Below are 16776 nucleotides of genomic sequence, written 5' to 3' on the forward strand. Positions count from 1 at the left end.
TTTTATGGCCGCTCGTCTAGGAGATCGCACTCCTTGTTTTCGAATCTTCTCTCAGTAGTAAGCGCAGACCCTGCGCGTCTGACGGGAGAGAATCATGATTGACGACAACAACGGCCCTGAAGCGCCATACCCAGGACCAAGCGAGCAAACGCCTGACGCTGGTGAAGGACATGATTCGGGTTTAGAGCAGACCGAATCTGAGCCGAAGCAGGGCACTGACGAACGACCAGAAGATTGGAACCCACCACCCGGAAACCCAGGCTCTGATCAGGATGCCCAGACGGACCGCGATAACGGCGGTGCGAAGTAAAATCCATTGAGCGCGCATTACTCACATAACCCGGCCAAGAGCCGGGTTTTCATTGCCTAGCAAAATGTGAAGACGTCACTAATATCTCCATTGCCCCGTTTGGGGTTCTTGGGAGGGACGCGCATGAAGAATTTGGCAATGATTGCACTAGCATCTGTTTCCATCGCAGGGTGTCACGGAGTTACGACCCCTCCTTTTCCGACTCTTGCCAATTACAGGGCGGTGGCCACGGGCGAGCCTCAATATCTCGCTGCTTGGGCGGATCTGGATGAGGCGAGCGAGTACTGTAGGAAGATCCACAATAATTACGAAGCACGCTCAAAAAACGCCGAAGAAGCCAAGCTAGGTATAGGTAGCGCAGGTGGCGTATTGGGTGTGACTGGCGCAATGCTTGCGGCTGCCGGAACAGGCGGAGTCGCAGGAGGTATTGCGTCGGGCCTTGCGGGGGTTGCGAGTACTGTACTCGGTACTGCAGAAAAGGGCCCCTTAGGGACAGCTGAGTTCACCGCTCAAAAGGTCAGTATTGCGAAAATGGTTCAAACGGCATCTGATGATGCAATAAAGTTGCCTGTCTCAGATCACGCAAAAATTTTTGCGATCGGACACGGCTTGAGAAATTCATGTTTCGCGGCTGAGGCCTCAGACAAGGCAACCTAATTTTTACAAGGTCAGATTCAGTTATCGAATTTTTTAGAAAGCCCGGCCATCGCGTCGGGCTTTTTCATATCCAGCATTCAATCTTCCCAAAATATCCGTGTAGGATTGCTTTGGCATCATTTGGCCAGCTAAGTGTGATAGGGAAATGGATATGAACAAAGCTGCATTTGCGATTTTGCTTTCCTTGGCTTGTGCTTCAGCTACAGCCGCAACCAACGAATGGCAAACTGGCTGGGGCCAAGGGAAGACTGAATTTTTTGCTGGCGATGAGGCAAAAAGTTACCTGAACTTTGCCTGCGACGAGAATGACGAGATGAGCCCTGTAAGCGGTTCGGCAACTATTGCGGGCAAAGAATTCTACTCGCACAACGATAAAGGCGGTTTTGACGTTATCGTTGACGGTGTCGAGTACAGCAACCCTTTCTTTGTTGAATGCAACGCCTGTTCCGGAAATTTTCCTGAATTTTGGGCTGCAATGCGCAAGGCAAAAACCATTGAGTTGAAGGCTGAAGGTCTGACCAGTCAGATTCCAACCAAAGGGCTGAGCAAATTGACCAAGCCTTATAACTCGAAAGAAAACCCTTGTGGGACGGGTGCCTGGTAAGTCATCTGTATGTCAGAACCCGGCCGCCGCGCCGGGTTTTTTATTGCCTCGAATTTACCTGTAGCCAGGACAGCCCTTGGGAAAGCCTGGCCGTCGATAGCCGGATAGTGCGACGTACGGAATCAACGCCGGCAGCCCGCGAACCCTTACCTCACCATGCTGTCGGGGTGGCGCGAGACTGGATCAGCGAGATCGATGCATTGCTGTGTCGACGCTGGGATGGTCTTGGGTGGACTTCGGGAAAGACTGTGCCCCTATTCAAGATTCTTCCCACCGCAGGTGGTTTTTCGTTTCTATGAAAGAACTGGTACCGTGCTCGCTCTCTCATTTTTCAGGGGCTTGAAGTTGGCGTCTTTCACTGTTGGAAAACCTCTAGACAAAAACGATTCTGAAGAAGATGCGCTATATCCAATTCTTCGGGACGGGGATCCTGTCGGTGAGCCCGTAAGAGGCAAGAAGGCTGCGGCGTCGCGTGCTGCGTATTTGAAGCAGAAAGACCTAATCGCCTTCCTTCGGAAACAGAAAAAAACATCTGCGGCTGATTACAATCGATCTTTGAATAGGCTCAGGGGGGAATTTCTCCGTTTGGGAGAGCAGCGACGCACTGGAATTATTGCTCCTAAAGTACGCTCCATCGACAGCGAGCCTACCCTGAAGTAGACAACTGCTCCTCGTATCTAATAGAGCCTCAGCATTCGCTGGGGCTTTTTCGTTTTCGGCTCCCCTCACCCATTGCTCCGAGCTGGGAGTGCAGCGGACGCCGGATTTATCAATCTCCCCAAGGGGGAGGCAACCCGGATGCCAAACATGCCTGACAAGCCAGACACATGGGCCAAGCTCTGGCTGGCGTTGAGCAATCCGCTCTGGCAGGGCGTGATCATGTCCATCACCGTATCGTTGCTTCGAGTCATGTACGACGCGAAGGAAACCAGTAAGCGCCGGATCGTTTTCGAGGCGCTGATCTGTGGATCGCTGAGCTTGGTCGCGTCCAGCATTATCGAGTGGATGGCCTGGCCTTCCAGTTTGTCGGTCGCTGCCGGTGGCACGATCGGCTTCCTTGGCGTGACAGCCATTCGCGAGCTGGTGACCCGCTTCCTCGGTCGCAAGGCGGATGCCGCGTGAAGGCCGCAGCAGTTGCACTCATCATCGCCTTGGTCGGCCTGCTCCTCATTGGGATTCAGCAGTCGCGCGTCGTCGCCCTTCGCGGGGAGGTGGCATTTGAAGCCAGCGAGAAGAAGAAGGCGGTCGACGCCAACCTCGAAAGCCAGGCCACGATCACCACGCTGCGCGCTGAAGCCCAGCGCAACGCCGACTACCAGAAAGACCTGAGCAAACGTTTACAGGCCAGCCAGGCCAAAGCCAAAAAGGCGGAGAAGAACTTTGAAGACCTCAAACGCAACAGCAAGCCTGTTCGTGATTGGGCTGCTCAGCCTTTGCCTGACGGCCTGCGCGGGAAAGCCGCCAGTGGTAACAAAGACACAAGCCGTAAGAATTGAAGCCCCGGAGCTGATCCCCTGCGAGCGGGTGGACCAAGACGAAGCCGACCTTCGCCTAAACGGTGATGTGTGGGAGCTGAAGGATCAGGCCATCAAGCTGCTCGACACGTGCGCCGACCAGGTGGACGCGCAGATCCTGCGCAGCAAGAGCCGATAGCACCGCGGAATTACGCCCTGGTTGCTTCGGAGCGTGCGGTAGATCAGTGTTGTGATTGCTTCTCGACCCGCCTCGCATACTCGGCGTCCAGTATCTGGAAACGGACAAAATCGTGTTTGTCTTGTAGGGCGAGGCATTCATCCTTTTCCTTGAAAGTATTCTCATGTGACGAGTTGCTCAGAATCCTATAACGCTCCGATTCTTCAAGGTTCAAGCCTACGTATATCTCATTACCTCTAGAGTCGGACGACAGTCCTGCAAGTTCCTGTAGAAAGGCTCGTTCTTCCCGTGTGAGCGTGAGCATTGTCTTTCCCTGCCAGTGAATGGCGTCCCCTGATTAACGGGAACCGGACTACCTGTTTTACACCTTTAAGCATCATGGCGTTGGTTTCTCGACCGGCGGACCACGAACACGCTTATTCCCTGCGGATTGGGCTCGACTAGCACCTACAAGTCTGCGCCCGGGTGGAATGCTCACGTTGAATCTGCCGGCTCTCGGGTATCTCAAGCTGGCGATCCAGCCGAACAAGTTTCAGCCCGGATGGACGGCATACAGCTAATCCGCGCCACGATTTCGAATGCGCCAAATCGTGGCGCGACTTTGGAGTAGGGCATGACCGCAACCATTCATGACATCGCCGACCAGCGCCCGCACCTGATGGTGGTAGCCAGTGACGGCGCCCATGTCATCCCGCGAGCGCTGATCCAGTCAGTGATCGACGGCAAACAGCCTTCCACCATCCTCACCGAGCCGGTAGTGCAGCGCATCATCGAAGAATGGCTGCAGAAGGTGAGCGCATGACCGCCAAACTGATCGACTTCAAGCGTGAAGGTTGGCGCTACGACTCCTCGTACTCGCGATAAAGCATTTGCCAATGCGTCGTCGTATTCCTCTGTGTTGAGCTGGGCGCTTAAGCGCGGCGATTGTTTCACTTGCGTTGGCTACGGCGGTCGCTTCGCTTTTGTTCTTTCGTGCCGCCCATTCCCTGGCGGCCTGCACTACCAAACCTTCGGTGATGCGCTCAAACATTTCCCTCGCCTCTGTGATTTGACCAGGTGGCTTACAGATAGAGCCCCTGTTCAGCTAACTAGGGTACGTCCAACAAGCATGCTTTGAAGGTGCTGAGCGTTAAGTCGGTCGCATTCTGCGCCGGCTTCTGGGCGAGTTGGGTAGCTAGTCAACAGTCGGCACTTTTCTTCGTTGTCATAGACATTGAATTCTATGGAGGCGGTTGTGCAGTAGAAGCGCGATCCGCTGCGCGTTGATCCAGTTTCCTTTGGAATCGCTGGGACAACAACGTATCTCGGAATCATTTTCTTCCCCGTTAAGCTGATGCAGTGCTGGGTTTAAGGACTAGCGGTTACATGCAATTGGATCAAACCAGGTGATCGAATATCCGATGGACGTTTAGTCGCAACCAAAACGCATTTAGATTCATCAAAACGACTGCAACACACTCAAGGTTTTTAGAAGTATCACGTGACCGACAAGGGTTTATAGATCCTCATCAGTACAGGCAGATTGCTACTATTTCAAGCCCTACTTTAGCCTCACCTGAGAAAATTTATGACAACCAATCAACCCGGCTGGGAGGCGATCGAACGAGCCTAGCGGGCTGGTTCGCTTTCCGCCAAATCCCTCAGCCATGCGTAACGGCATTCATAGCAACGGTGATGAATTAAACTATGGATTTGACCGTAGGGATTGCGATCATGAGTTGGCAAATTAGACAGGCTGTTCTCAGCGACTTCGAAAGTTTGGTGCGCGTGGATTCTTTAGCGGAAAACGATCATGTTCGTCGGGCTCAAATCGCAATGGCGGTGAGCAAGAGTGAATGCTGGGTTGCTTGTGATGCCGACGATCCCGCCACCCCTGTCGGTTACGGATGCCTGGATAAAAGTTTTTTCGGTGAGTGGTTTGTTCCGCTCGTGGTCGTCTCAAATGCAAACAGGCGATGCGGGATAGGTAGGAAGATCGTTGCTCACTTAGAGCATTGTTCCTCTGCCAATAAGATTTTTACTTCGACCAATACGTCCAACACACCTATGCGGGAATTGCTCGCGCAGCTTGGATACCAATCTAGCGGTGTAGTAGAGAATCTTGACCCTGGTGATCCGGAGCTGATTTTTATGAAGGTTCTTGAAGAGTAGGGATGCCTGCATTTCACTGAACTCATCTTCATCGATAGCGGTTCACCATTGATGTTTAAATCTCGGGGGGAAGTCATGTACAGGCCGTACCCTCCATCGTCACTGCTTGAGCTGTCAGAGCTATCCGATTTCGGCATCCGCCTGACTCCGGCTCCGGATGTGTGGGAATGGCTGCAAGCCGAGATCCTTGCCGACACCGGCAGCATCCACAACGAAGAACATGCCCATCTGATCGATGCGGATATTCGCGTGATGTGGGCGTCTGCTGCCTTCATGAAGAAGGGCCGCACGGTCGTAGGTCAGGCCGAACAGGTAGCGTTCCGCGCCGGTGGCTGGCAGAAAGCCCGGATGGAACAGCAGATGCTGGATTGGTTCGGCGACGTGCCGGCATACATCATCACCCTGGCCGCCGATTACTGCGCCCAGTGCAGCGACGCTGACTTCTGCGCACTGGTCGAGCATGAGCTGTACCACATCGCTCAGGCGACCGATAAGTACGGGCAGCCAGCATTCACTCAAGAAGGCCTGCCCAAGCTTGAGATGCGCGGACACGACGTTGAAGAGTTCGTCGGAGTGGTGCGCCGCTATGGGGCGAGCCCTCAAGTGCAAGAGCTGGTGGACGCTGCAAACAGTCCTGCTGAGGTGGGGAAATTGAACATATCGAGGGCCTGCGGAACCTGTCTGCTCAAGTCGGCCTGATCCTTGACAGGACCTTGACGGAATAAACCAATATGGCAGCCCTGAAAGATGAGGTGAAGCGCTTCATTGTGCAGGCGTTGGCCTGCTTTGATACGCCGACTCAGGTAGTGCAGGCGGTCAAGGAAACTTTTGGTGTCGAGGTGTCTCGCCAGCAGTGCGAGCAGTACGACCCAACGAAGCATGCCGGCCGTGACCTTGGCGTGAAGTGGAAAGCGGTGTTTGAAGAGACCCGCAAGCGCTTCCGCGAAGAGACCGCCGAAATCCCGATCGCCAATCGAGCGTTCCGGCTCCGCGCCATGAACCGTTTTGTCGAGCGGGCCGAGACGATGAAGAACATCGGCCTCGCAATGCAGATCCTGGAGCAGGCTGCGAAGGAAGTCGGAGACGTCTACGTCAATCGCCACCGGAAGGATGAGCCAGACGATGAGCCGGCGATCCCAACGCGCATTCAGGTCGACGTAGTGGATGCGAGGAAGCCGAATGCCGAGCCTTAATGTTCCGCAGTCGCAGTTCCTCCTGTTACCCCACAAGTTTCGCGCATTCGTTGCTGGATTCGGTTCCGGGAAGACTTGGGTCGGATGCTCGGCACTCAGCAAGCATTTCATGGAGTGGCCGGGCGTTAACGCTGGTTACTTCGCACCGACTTACCCGCAGATCCGCGACATCTTCTATCCCACGATGGAGGAGGTTGCCTACGACTGGGGGCTGAAGACGAAGATCAACCAGGCGAACCATGAGGTTCACATTTACAGCGGCCGGCAATATCGTGGCACTGTGATTTGCCGGTCGATGGAAAAGCCGCAGACGATTGTCGGCTTCAAGATCGGTCACGCTCTGGTGGATGAGCTGGACGTGTTGACGTCGATCAAGGCGCAGCAGGCTTGGCGCAAGATTATTGCTCGGATGCGTTACAACCTGCCCGGGCTTAAAAACGGCGTGGACGTGACCACGACGCCGGAAGGCTTCAAGTTTGTCTTCCTGCAGTTCGTGAAGCAGTTGCGCGACAAGCCGGCGCTGAAGGAGATGTATGGCCTTATCCAAGCCAGCACCTTCGACAACGAGCTGAACCTGCCTGACGACTACATCGCGTCGTTGATGGAGTCCTATCCCGAGCAGCTGATTCGTGCGTACCTGAATGGCCAGTTCGTCAACCTGACGTCCGGATCGATCTACCACGCTTACGACCGCAAGTTGAATCAGTGCTTCGACACTGTGCAGCCCGGTGAGCCGCTGTTCATCGGCATGGACTTCAACGTCGGCAAGATGGCGGCGATCACCCACGTCAAACGTGATCAGGGGTTGCCGCGGGCCGTGGACGAGTTGATGGATGGCTATGACACGCCTGACATGATCCGCCGCATCAAAGAGCGGTACTGGGAGCACACCGGCAACGACTACAAGAAGACCTGCGAGATCCGGATCTACCCGGACGCCTCCGGCGACTCGCGCAAGTCGGTAAATGCCAGCCTCACCGATATCGCCATGCTCAAGCAGGCCGGCTTCACGGTCATCGCGCCGGCCGCTAACCCGCCGGTGAAGGATCGGATCAACTCCATGAACGCCATGTTCTGCAACGCGCAGGGCGAGCGGCGTTATCTGGTCAACCCGTTTACATGCCCGACCTACGCCGACGGCTTGGAACAGCAGATCTGGGCGCCCAACGGCGAGCCGGACAAGAGCCAAGGCAACGACCACGCCAACGACGGCGGCGGTTACTTCATTCACCGCGAGTACCCGATCATCAAACCGGTCACCGCTATCAAAATGGGATACGCCCGATGAGCAACGACGTTTCCTTCAAGCGGGCGGACTACATCGAAGTATTGGATCGCTGGTCAACCGTTCGCGACGTTTGCGCCGGCCAGCACCGAGTTGTCGACCGACTGCCTTACATCAACGCTCACGACAAGTCGCCAGAAAACGTAGATCGAAACAAGGCCTATCGCGAACGGGCGGTGTTCAAGAACGCCACTGGTCACACGCGAAACGGATTGCTCGGTTTGGCCTTTCACAAAGATCCGACGCTGGTCGTTGCGAAGAAGCTGGAGTATCTGCAGGACGATGCCAACGGCTCCGGGGTGAGCATCTACCAGCACTCGCAAGGCACGCTGGAAAAGGTGCTTGAGGCTGGGCGGCATGGTCTGTACGTCGACTATCACCAAGACGCCGGCGCCGGTGGGCACTCGGTGATCCTGTCGTACTGCGCCGAAGACATCATCAACTGGCGCACGGGCATGGTGAACGGTCACAGCGTGCTGACCCTGGTGGTGCTGCGCGAGTCGCCGGAAATCGAAGATGGATTCGGCTTCAAGGTGATCGAGCAGTATCGCGAATTGGCTCTCGAGGATGACGGCTTTGTCTGCCGTGTTTGGCGCCGGTCCGGGCCGAAAGGTGGCGGGCCGTTGGCCGTTGTTCAGGAGTTCAAGCCCACCGGCGCCGCCGGCCGCCTGAAAGAGATCCCGTTCACGTTCGTCGGGGCGCAGAACAACGATCCCACTATTGATGAGTCGCCGCTGTACGACATTGCCATGATCAACCTGGGCCATTACCGGAACAGTGCTGACTATGAAGACAGCGTCTTCTGGTGTGGCCAAGCTCAGCCGTGGATTTCTGGACTGGATGAGCAGTGGCGCGATTGGATGGAAAAGAACGGCGTTTACGTGGGTTCACGCGCGCCGATGATGTTGCCGGCCGGTGGGCAGTTCGGCTATGCGCAGCCGCTGCCCAACACACTGGTCAAGGAGGCGATGGCCGACAAGAACCAGATGATGATCGAGCTGGGTGCTCGCATGGTGGTTGCTTCGCTGGCCACCAAGACCGCGACCGAGTCGCGCGGCGATCAGTCTGCATCGACGTCGGTGCTCGCCGGCTGCGTGGCCAACATCAGTGAGGCATACACCCGAGCGATCATGTGGTGCGGTCAGTACATGGGCGTCTCCGACAAGGTCGCTTATCAGATCAATCAAGAGTTCGTTGAGCTGACTGCCGATCCGCAGATGATCACAGCCTTGGTTGGCTTGTGGCAGAACGGCGGCTTCGCTAAAGCGGACCTGCGTGCCTATCTGCGCAAACTGGGATTGATCGCGCCTGAGCGCACAGATCAGCAAATCGATGGTGAGCTGGCAGAGCAGGGCGACGGCTTGGGCCTGGACGATGAGGACAAAGTAGATGGCGGCAAACCAAGCAATCTTTGACGCCACGATTCGGCACGCAGTCTTCCTCGAAAAGCTGAAGGCTGGGGAGGTCGGAAAATTCGCACCCTTCCTGAAGGAGATCGACCGCTCGATACGCGACCGGCTCACGCAGTCAGATCTGACCGAGTACAACGTGAAGCGGCTGGAGGCGTTGCTGAAAGAGGTCGACAGTCTGCTGCTGGGTATCTTCGACCGTTACAGCGCGCAACTGAATCTCGACCTGATCGACATCGCCAACTACGAGGCTGAGTTTGAGGCGGAGAACCTGGCCCGGTCTGCGCCGGTTGGTGTTTCGTTGGATGTGGTCGCGCCGACGGCAGCAGCGATACGCACCGCGGTGCTGACCAATCCCCTCAGTGTGCGCGGTACCGGCGGCGGCAAGCTGCTGAAGTCGTTCATCAAGGGTTGGACCACTGCCGAGCGCGAGCGCGTCACCGGCACGATCCGGCAGGGCTTCTTCGAAGGGCAAACGAACTTCCAGATCATTCGCAACATCCGAGGTACAAAGTCTGCCGGCTACAAGGACGGCATTCTCGCCACCACCCACCGCAATGCCAGCACAGTCGTACACACCGCGATTCAGCATGTGTCGTCTCAGGCGCGCATGGAGGTGGCCAAGGCCAACACGGACATCGTGTCCGAGATTGAGATGGTCGCCACGCTGGACAGCAAGACCAGCCAGCAATGTCGGTCGATGGATAAGCGCCGGTTTCCGGTCGATTCCGGGCCGAGGCCGCCGTTTCACCCGAATTGTCGCACCACGTTCGTCCTACTGACCAAGCTCAGCGAGATGTTCGCCAAGGGTGCTACCCGGGCGGCGGTGGGGGCAGATGGAGCAGGGCAGGTCAGCGCGAGCCTCGACTATTACCACTGGCTTCAACAGCAGCCGGCGTCGTTCCAGGATGTGGCAATCGGGCCAGTGCGGGCAAAATTGTTTCGCGAGGGAGGCCTTAGTGTTGAGCGCTTTGCAGAACTGCAGCTTGATCGCAACTTCGCTCCATTGACCCTTGCACAAATGAAGACGTTGGAGCCTTTAGCGTTTGAAGTGGCGGGGCTTTGAGATCATGGATTGATACATTTCGCTCTTTCTACTTCAACGCTTTTTATGACATTGAAATACAGCTTTGGCCAACGTCCTGCTTCTGTTTCGAGCTCTTTGAAAACGCGTGCTTCGTCTTCAGCAGATACGTTCAGTGTTTCACGCATCATGTTCGATACCTTGAGAGTCTCAACGGAGATTTCGGGAGCGTACACCGCGACCATGAATGCATTCTCCATAAGCTGTTCCGCTCGTTCATTCCAGCCGACAGCATCTCTCAATGGGCTGTAGGAGTAGGTTGTAATACTCGCGATGCTTTTGAGAAATGCATCGCCCTTGGATCGTAGTGTCTCCTCTCGCTTGTCCATTCTTTGAACGCAATTCTGAATCCGGTTTTGATTCAGAGAGTCGTTACTTGCCATCAGTGTTATCGCGGAGCTACCAAAGGCGCCAATTAGCGCCGCCGCCGAGCTGACGATCGCTACCGTGATTGTTTCTGATAGCGAAAAGAAACGACCTTTCGATAAGTGCGGGTTGTTCATCGTCATCCTTATTCATATTGCCAAGTGGTAACGGCGGATCTTCACTGCCAAAAATTATGAACACAACCCGCCTTAGCGGGTTTTTTTATGCCTGCAAAGCGGGCACACATACCCAAGGGGTGCATTAACGTGGCAGAAGAAAACGAAATCGACCTGGACAATCCGGCAATCAAGGCCGCTATCGCGACTGCCGTTGAGACCTCTGTTTCTGGTCTGAAAACCAAAAACTCCGAACTTCTGGGCAAGCTGAAGGAAACCACCGGCAAGCTGACCCAGTTCGAAACGCAATTCGAAGGCATCGACATCGACGCCGTCAAAGGCCTGCTCAGCCGGGCGGGCCAAGACGAAGAAACCAAGCTGCTGACTGAGGGCAAGGTGGATGAAGTCTTTAACCGCCGAACCGAACGCCTGCGTGGTGACTACGACAAGCAGTTGAAGACCATCAGCGAGCGCGCCGAGAAGGCTGAATCCTTCGCTGCCAAGTTCCAGGGCAAGGTTCTGGGTGACTCGGTGCGCGGTGCGGCACTGAAAGCCGGCGCTCTGCCAGAAGCAACCGACGACATCATCCTGCGCGCTAAAGGCGTGTTCACCCTTAACGACGATGGCGATGCAGTCGCCGTAGATGAATCCGGCCAGGTCATCCTCGGTAAAGACGGCAAGACCCCTCTGACTCCGCTCGAATGGGCGGAATCTCTGCGCGAAAGCGCACCTCATCTGTGGCCAAGGGCTTCAGGGACATTTGCCCCGGGCGGGGGTGGCGGCAAGGCTGCATTCAAGCGCTCCGAAATGACCTCCGAGCAGAAGCGCGATTTTCAGCGCAAGCACGGCCAAACCGCATATCTCGCATTGCCCAAGTAAGGGGATTCACCCATGGCTACAACCGTTAACAGCGACCTGATCATCTACAACGATGAGGCGCAAACCGCATATCTGGAGCGTGTCCAGGACAACCTGGATGTGTTCAACGCATCGTCCAACGGCGCGATGGTGCTGGACAACGAGCTGATCGAAGGCGACTTCCGTAAGCGCGCTCTCTACAAGCTGAACGGCTCCCTAGAGCACCGAGACGTCAACTCCGACGGCAAGGTAACTGCCAAGAAGATCAGCGCCGGCGAAGCTGTCGGCGTCAAGGCTCCCTGGAAATACGGCCCGTACCAGACCACTGAAGAGGCTTTCAAGCGCCGCGGTCGTCCGGTCGAGGAGTTCTCCCAGATCGTCGGTGCCGACGTTGCTGATGCGACTCTGGAAGGCTTCATCCAGTACGCAACTGCTGGTCTGCGTGCCGCCATCGGTTCCAACGCTGACATGGTGGTCTCGGCCAACATCGAAACCGACGGTAAGAAGACGCTGACCCGCGGCATGCGCAAGTTCGGCGACAAGTTCGGCCGTATTGCTCTGTGGGTCATGCACTCCAGCGCCTACTTCGACATCGTCGACGAAGCCATCACCAACAAGATCTACGAGGAAGCTGGCGTCGTGATCTACGGCGGCCTGCCGGGCACCCTGGGCAAGCCGGTGTTGGTGACCGATACCGCGCCGGCGGACGTGATTTTTGGCCTGCTGCCAAACGCTGTAACCATCACTGAATCCCAGGCCCCGGGCTTCCGTTCCTACGAAGTGAACGACGAAGAAAACCTGAGCATCGGCTATCGCGCTGAAGGCACCGTGAACATCGATGTGCTGGGTTACAGCTGGAAAGCCACCACTGGCGGTTCCAACCCGACCTTGGCTGCCGTCGGCTCCGCTGCTAACTGGGTCAAGCACGCGGGCAGCAACAAGGTCACCGCTGGCGTGATGATCACGCTCACCGCAACGCCTCCTGTCACTGGTGGCTAAGTCTCAACTCGCGGTCAGCAATGGCCGCCTTGGAGAAACACATGGAACTGACTTACAGCAACCAGCTGAACGGCTTCGACCCGGAGAAGCGTTATCGCAATCCGGAACACTTCGATAAGCCCGAAGCCGGCGTCACCAGCGTGCTGGTGATTGGCGATTGGCCGAGCGTGGTCAATGCGTACGAAGCAGCCGGCATTGACGTATCGGTGGAGGAAGCCAAGCGCGTGCAGATTGTTGGTTCGGGCAACCAGGCTGAACTGGAAAAGGTGATCGCGGCTTTGCGTGCTGAGCATGGATCGATCCAGATCCTTGTTGACGGCCTGGAAGCTGGCGAGATTGATCGTCCCGAGTCGGGCGAACTGGCGTTACGCTTGTTTGAAGTGCTGGGCGCCATCCATGCTTCGGTTGTTGAGCTGACCTCTGAGCGTGACGGCCTGGTCTTGACTGTCGACGCACTTCGCGGCGAGGTTGAAGAGCTGAAGAAGTCCGCCCTCACGCCGCCGGCTGATGAGTCTGGTGAAATCGCGGCGCTGAAGGCAAGGCTCGATGAAGCCAATATCCAGTACCGTGCCAACGCCTCGAAAGAATCCCTCGAAAAACTCGTCGCTGAGTTGCTCAAGAAGTAATACTGCTGGCTGTCGGTCACCCGGCGGCCAATCTACAAACCATTGCAGCGAGTTGACGCATGACACTCATCATTGAGGACGGTACCGGCAAGCCTGACGCCGAAAGCTACGCCTCCGCCGAAGATCTGGCCATGTACGCCGTGAAGTTCGGCGTGACCATCCCTGCGGAAGTACCAGCACAGGAAGCGCTGCTGCGCCGGGCCGCGCTGGCAATGGATGGCATGACGTGGAAAGGGCGAAAGTCCAACAGCGAGCAGGCTTTGTCCTGGCCGCGCCGAGGCATCGAGCTGGATTACGAGATCAAGCCGGACAATTACCTGCCGGCGCGAATCCAGTACGGCCAGATGGCTTTGGCCGCCGAGATTCACGACGACGACATCGACCCCATCGAAAAGCGCAAAGGCGCGGTGACACTGGAACGTGTCGAAGGCGCTGTAACTCGCGAGTACGCGACGATTCCCAACACCAGCGGCCGACTGTTGCCAGCTGCGCCAGATCGGCCGAGTGCCACACAGTTTGCCGATTACCTCCAGCGGCGCGGGCTGTTTGCTGTCCGGGCCTGAGTCAGTAAGTCAAAAGCTTGTTCCACCACCAGTTCCAGAAAAGATCCTCGGGCCACTCAAACGCATTGTGGATCGTAGTGGCGAGGTGAGTCGTGGCTGCCAGATCTACGTGCGAATCCTCGTCCACCACGAATGGGCAGCACCTGCCCTGAGCTCTATATGTCCATTCCTCATCTTTGGTGCCTGCCAACGCTTCCTGAATCGCGCCTCGTAAATCTAAACGATAGAAGCACTTCAGTACTGGAGGACAAGTCAAATAGGCTTGGAGTGCTGCGGAAATAAGCGCGGCGCGTTGCTGGTTGTTCATTGATCCTCTCCATGATCAGGGGCTTACTATGGCTTTTTATGACGATATGGCCGTCACTTCACTGAACATGATTACAGAGTTTGGGCAACCTGTGATCATTCGAGCGACTACCACTGGCGAGTATGATCCGGACACCGGCACCGCCGGACCCGAAACAGTAGCCGAACAGATCGCCCAAGGCATCCTCCTCGACTTCACTGGCCAAGAATTCCAGAACAACAGCCTCATCAAGCAGGGCGACAAGAAGCTGAAGATCGCCGCGAAGGGGCTTGAGTGGACGCCGGGTCTGCTGAACAAGGTCGTCGTTCAAGGCCGAACCTGGTCAATCGTCCCGCCGTTGAAAGAGATCAACCCAGCCGGCACTCCGATCCTCTACGAGTTGCAGGTGCGGTCATGAGCAAATACTCAGGCCTCAATGGCAGCTTTGCCGAGAACATCCGCCAGTTTGCCGAGCAGGTACAGGCAGGACTCGACGCAACTTTCCGCGAGATCGTTATCGAGATCGGCAGCAGTGTTATCCGAATGTCACCGGTGGGCAATCCTGAGATTTGGGCGGCCAACGTTGCGCATCGTCAAGCGAACACTGCGACGGCCGATGCCTACGACTTCAAGGTGGCCGTGCGAAACACGGTCATCAACCTGACTGACAGCAACTTCACCAAGGCCGGCAAGCTGAAGCGCGGCGTGAAGTACGCGAAGCCCCTGACCAAGACCGAGCGCGACCAGAACTACAACGTGAACGGCCTGGTCGCGGGCAGCGGCTATGTCGGCGGGCGGTTCCGGGGCAACTGGCAGTTCTCAATCGATTCGCCGGCCGACGGTGTGATTGATCAGATCGACCCGTCGGGCAACGTCTCGATCGCGGTGCTGAGAGCTCAGGTGCAGTCGCTGACCATTGGGCAGACTGCGTACCTGGTGAACAACCTGCCGTACGCCGTGCCGCTTGAGTATGGACATTCGAAGCAGGCACCGGGCGGCATGGTGCGCATAACACTCGCGCGGTTCCAGCAGATCGTCGACGAAGCCATCAGGAACAATCAGGTATGAGCCACAACATCATCGCCTCGATCTACGAGGCCAGGTTGATCGCTTGGGCGAAGGCTTTGCCGACACCGCTCAAGGTTGTCGTCGAGAACGAGGCCTATGAACCCGGAAATGGCGTTACCTACTTGCGAGCTTTCACTCTGCCGAGCGACACCGCAAGCAACACGCTCAGCGGCGACCACAAGCTATACACCGGCGTGTTTCAGGTCAGCATCGTGACGCCGGCGGGCAAGTATCGCGGCGCGGCCGGCGCAATCGCCGACCAGATTGCCGCACTGTTTCCGCTGTACGAGCGCAACACGAAGAATGCATTGACTGTGGTGACCATGACGCCGGTCGATCAGGGGCCAGGTATCCCGGACGACACGACCTACGCAGTACCGGTTTCTTTCGCGTACCGAGCAGACACCAACTAATACGCCCATTGGGCAAACCCAGAACCCGCCCTTGAGCGGGTTTTGTCATTTCTGCAAAGAGGAAACACCAATGGCTGGCATTCAAATGCCCAACGGCGCAACTTTCGAAATTGCTTCCGCCTATGGCACAGCAATCCCATTCACTACTCTGAGCAACGCGAACCCGGCGGTGGCCGCGGCGTTGGCGCATGGCCTGGCCGAGGGCGACATCATCTCCGTGAACTCCGGTTGGACGCGCCTCGACGGCCGCGCCGTTCGGGTTGCCGATATCGCCAGCGGCACATTTGCGCTGGGTGGCGTCAACACCACCAGCGTTCAGCAGTACCCGGCGGGCTCCGGTATTGGTTCGGCTCGCGAAGTGACCTCGTTCACCGAGATCTCTCAGATTACAGAGCTGAACTCTACCGGCGGTGATCAGCAGTTCCTGACCTTCGGCTTCCTAGCCGACGATGATGATCGGCAGATGCCGACCACCAAGAATCCGATCACCCTGAGCATCACGGTTGCCGACGACCCGTCCAAGCCCTATGTCGATGTCTGCGAAGCAGCGGACGATGACAAACAGGCGCGAGTGCTGCGTCTGAACCTGCCGGGCGGCAGCAGCATCGTTTACAACGGCTACGTATCGATCACTTCGACCCCGACCATGTCGCGCAACAACCTGATGACCCGCGTTATCAGCATCGCACTGACCGGCCGACCAACCCGTTACAGCGCTTCGGCGTAAGGAAGGCACATGGCAAAGTTCACACTCGCCCGGAATCCAACCTTCAAGCATGTCGTCATGCTGCCAACGGTCGGCGGCGATCCGGTTAGCGTCGAGTTCGAGTTCAAATATCGCGATCGCACCGAGCTGGCGGGCCTTTACGCAGAGTGGGGTGAGCGTCATAAGGCGCTCAAGGAGAAAGCGGAAGAGGCTGACATCGAGCAGTTCACTGCCTTGCTGATTGATTTGCAGGTCGAGCAGTTGAAAGCAATCGTCGTCGGCTGGGATATCGCCGAAGAGTTCACCGACGAAAACCTGCGCATCCTGGTCAGCTCCATCGCCGCCACTCCGGGCGCGGTGTTGGCCGCTTATTCGGATGCCTTCGGCAAGGCTCGCCTGGGAAACTCCTAAGCGTCTCCCGCAAGCTGT

Annotated in this window: 24 protein-coding genes; 22 read left to right on the top strand and 2 right to left on the bottom strand. The window is 56.7% G+C overall.

The window, feature by feature from the left end; all coding sequences use genetic code 11:
* Window positions 1-94: 94 nt before the first annotated feature.
* The 13 genes from ACA061_RS09850 to ACA061_RS09910 all read left to right on the top strand — a co-directional run bounded on the left by ACA061_RS09850 (window position 95) and on the right by ACA061_RS09910 (window position 10328).
* A complete protein-coding gene (locus tag ACA061_RS09850) occupies window positions 95-310 on the top strand; it encodes a hypothetical protein (RefSeq protein ID WP_210555453.1) in 216 nt (71 codons plus the stop codon).
* Window positions 311-433: 123 nt separating this feature from the next.
* Window positions 434-967 (top strand): hypothetical protein, encoded by a 534-nt coding sequence (locus ACA061_RS09855; RefSeq protein WP_497301301.1) that lies wholly within the window; start codon window positions 434-436, stop codon window positions 965-967.
* Window positions 968-1118: 151 nt separating this feature from the next.
* The gene (locus ACA061_RS09860) at window positions 1119-1571 is read left to right on the top strand and encodes a YfjT/YkfB family phage-associated protein (protein ID WP_210555455.1); all 453 of its coding nucleotides are present in this window, start codon (window positions 1119-1121) and stop codon (window positions 1569-1571) included.
* Window positions 1572-2378: 807 nt separating this feature from the next.
* The gene (locus tag ACA061_RS09865) at window positions 2379-2693 is read left to right on the top strand and encodes a phage holin, lambda family (RefSeq protein ID WP_497301303.1); all 315 of its coding nucleotides are present in this window, start codon (window positions 2379-2381) and stop codon (window positions 2691-2693) included.
* Window positions 2690-3067 (top strand): hypothetical protein, encoded by a 378-nt coding sequence (locus tag ACA061_RS09870; protein WP_497301304.1) that lies wholly within the window; start codon window positions 2690-2692, stop codon window positions 3065-3067. Before ACA061_RS09865 ends, ACA061_RS09870 begins: the two co-directional genes overlap by 4 nt.
* Window positions 3036-3224: a hypothetical protein gene (locus ACA061_RS09875; protein ID WP_497301305.1), complete on the top strand. Its 189-nt coding sequence runs from the start codon at window positions 3036-3038 to the stop codon at window positions 3222-3224. The genes ACA061_RS09870 and ACA061_RS09875 overlap by 32 nt, the downstream gene beginning before the upstream one ends.
* A 613-nt stretch (window positions 3225-3837) precedes the next feature.
* Window positions 3838-4026 (top strand): hypothetical protein, encoded by a 189-nt coding sequence (locus ACA061_RS09880; RefSeq protein ID WP_497301306.1) that lies wholly within the window; start codon window positions 3838-3840, stop codon window positions 4024-4026.
* 911 nt (window positions 4027-4937) lie between these two features.
* On the top strand, window positions 4938-5375 hold the full coding sequence (locus ACA061_RS09885) for a GNAT family N-acetyltransferase (protein ID WP_497301308.1): 438 nt from the start codon (window positions 4938-4940) through the stop codon (window positions 5373-5375).
* 75 nt (window positions 5376-5450) lie between these two features.
* Window positions 5451-6074 (top strand): putative metallopeptidase, encoded by a 624-nt coding sequence (locus tag ACA061_RS09890; protein WP_497301310.1) that lies wholly within the window; start codon window positions 5451-5453, stop codon window positions 6072-6074.
* A 32-nt stretch (window positions 6075-6106) separates the two neighbouring features.
* Window positions 6107-6568, top strand: coding sequence for a DUF2280 domain-containing protein (locus tag ACA061_RS09895; protein WP_497301312.1), 462 nt, complete (start codon window positions 6107-6109; stop codon window positions 6566-6568).
* Window positions 6555-7856 (top strand): terminase large subunit domain-containing protein, encoded by a 1302-nt coding sequence (locus ACA061_RS09900; protein WP_497301313.1) that lies wholly within the window; start codon window positions 6555-6557, stop codon window positions 7854-7856. The genes ACA061_RS09895 and ACA061_RS09900 overlap by 14 nt, the downstream gene beginning before the upstream one ends.
* Entirely contained in the window at window positions 7853-9268 is a 1416-nt protein-coding gene (locus ACA061_RS09905) for a DUF4055 domain-containing protein (protein WP_497301315.1), read from the top strand. The genes ACA061_RS09900 and ACA061_RS09905 overlap by 4 nt, the downstream gene beginning before the upstream one ends.
* Window positions 9243-10328: a minor capsid protein gene (locus ACA061_RS09910; RefSeq protein WP_497301316.1), complete on the top strand. Its 1086-nt coding sequence runs from the start codon at window positions 9243-9245 to the stop codon at window positions 10326-10328. The genes ACA061_RS09905 and ACA061_RS09910 overlap by 26 nt, the downstream gene beginning before the upstream one ends.
* 2 nt (window positions 10329-10330) lie before the next feature.
* Here the strand turns inward: ACA061_RS09910 and ACA061_RS09915 are convergent, their stop codons facing one another.
* Complete coding sequence (locus tag ACA061_RS09915) at window positions 10331-10849, bottom strand: hypothetical protein (protein WP_497301318.1); 519 nt, start codon at window positions 10847-10849, stop codon at window positions 10331-10333.
* A gap of 129 nt (window positions 10850-10978) precedes the next feature.
* Between ACA061_RS09915 and ACA061_RS09920 the strand changes: the two genes are divergently transcribed.
* Genes ACA061_RS09920 through ACA061_RS09935 form a run of 4 tightly spaced genes read left to right on the top strand, consistent with a single transcriptional unit; the run spans window position 10979 to window position 13874 of the window.
* Window positions 10979-11707 carry a hypothetical protein gene (locus ACA061_RS09920; RefSeq protein WP_497301320.1) on the top strand — a complete coding sequence of 243 codons (729 nt, stop codon included), beginning with the start codon at window positions 10979-10981 and terminating at the stop codon, window positions 11705-11707.
* Between the two features lie 12 nt (window positions 11708-11719).
* A complete protein-coding gene (locus ACA061_RS09925; RefSeq protein ID WP_042572010.1) occupies window positions 11720-12685 on the top strand; it encodes a major capsid protein in 966 nt (321 codons plus the stop codon).
* A 41-nt stretch (window positions 12686-12726) separates the two neighbouring features.
* The gene (locus ACA061_RS09930; RefSeq protein ID WP_497301322.1) at window positions 12727-13311 is read left to right on the top strand and encodes a hypothetical protein; all 585 of its coding nucleotides are present in this window, start codon (window positions 12727-12729) and stop codon (window positions 13309-13311) included.
* Between the two features lie 59 nt (window positions 13312-13370).
* Window positions 13371-13874: a DnaT-like ssDNA-binding protein gene (locus ACA061_RS09935; protein ID WP_497301323.1), complete on the top strand. Its 504-nt coding sequence runs from the start codon at window positions 13371-13373 to the stop codon at window positions 13872-13874.
* A gap of 1 nt (window position 13875) precedes the next feature.
* Here the strand turns inward: ACA061_RS09935 and ACA061_RS09940 are convergent, their stop codons facing one another.
* Window positions 13876-14181 carry a hypothetical protein gene (locus tag ACA061_RS09940; RefSeq protein ID WP_497301324.1) on the bottom strand — a complete coding sequence of 102 codons (306 nt, stop codon included), beginning with the start codon at window positions 14179-14181 and terminating at the stop codon, window positions 13876-13878.
* Window positions 14182-14209: 28 nt separating this feature from the next.
* Here ACA061_RS09940 and ACA061_RS09945 point away from each other — a divergent pair, with 28 nt between their 5' ends.
* The 5 genes from ACA061_RS09945 to ACA061_RS09965 all read left to right on the top strand — a co-directional run bounded on the left by ACA061_RS09945 (window position 14210) and on the right by ACA061_RS09965 (window position 16758).
* Entirely contained in the window at window positions 14210-14578 is a 369-nt protein-coding gene (locus ACA061_RS09945; protein ID WP_497301325.1) for a hypothetical protein, read from the top strand.
* Window positions 14575-15228, top strand: a complete 654-nt coding sequence (locus ACA061_RS09950; RefSeq protein WP_497301326.1) for a hypothetical protein — start codon at window positions 14575-14577, stop codon at window positions 15226-15228. The genes ACA061_RS09945 and ACA061_RS09950 overlap by 4 nt, the downstream gene beginning before the upstream one ends.
* A complete protein-coding gene (locus tag ACA061_RS09955) occupies window positions 15225-15641 on the top strand; it encodes a phage tail terminator-like protein (protein ID WP_497301327.1) in 417 nt (138 codons plus the stop codon). The genes ACA061_RS09950 and ACA061_RS09955 overlap by 4 nt, the downstream gene beginning before the upstream one ends.
* 70 nt (window positions 15642-15711) lie before the next feature.
* Window positions 15712-16368 carry a phage tail protein gene (locus tag ACA061_RS09960; protein ID WP_497301329.1) on the top strand — a complete coding sequence of 219 codons (657 nt, stop codon included), beginning with the start codon at window positions 15712-15714 and terminating at the stop codon, window positions 16366-16368.
* A 9-nt stretch (window positions 16369-16377) separates the two neighbouring features.
* Window positions 16378-16758, top strand: coding sequence for a phage tail assembly chaperone (locus tag ACA061_RS09965; protein ID WP_497301331.1), 381 nt, complete (start codon window positions 16378-16380; stop codon window positions 16756-16758).
* The last annotated feature ends 18 nt before the right edge of the window (window positions 16759-16776 follow it).

This window comes from Pseudomonas sp. LBUM1668 (assembly GCF_059695715.1).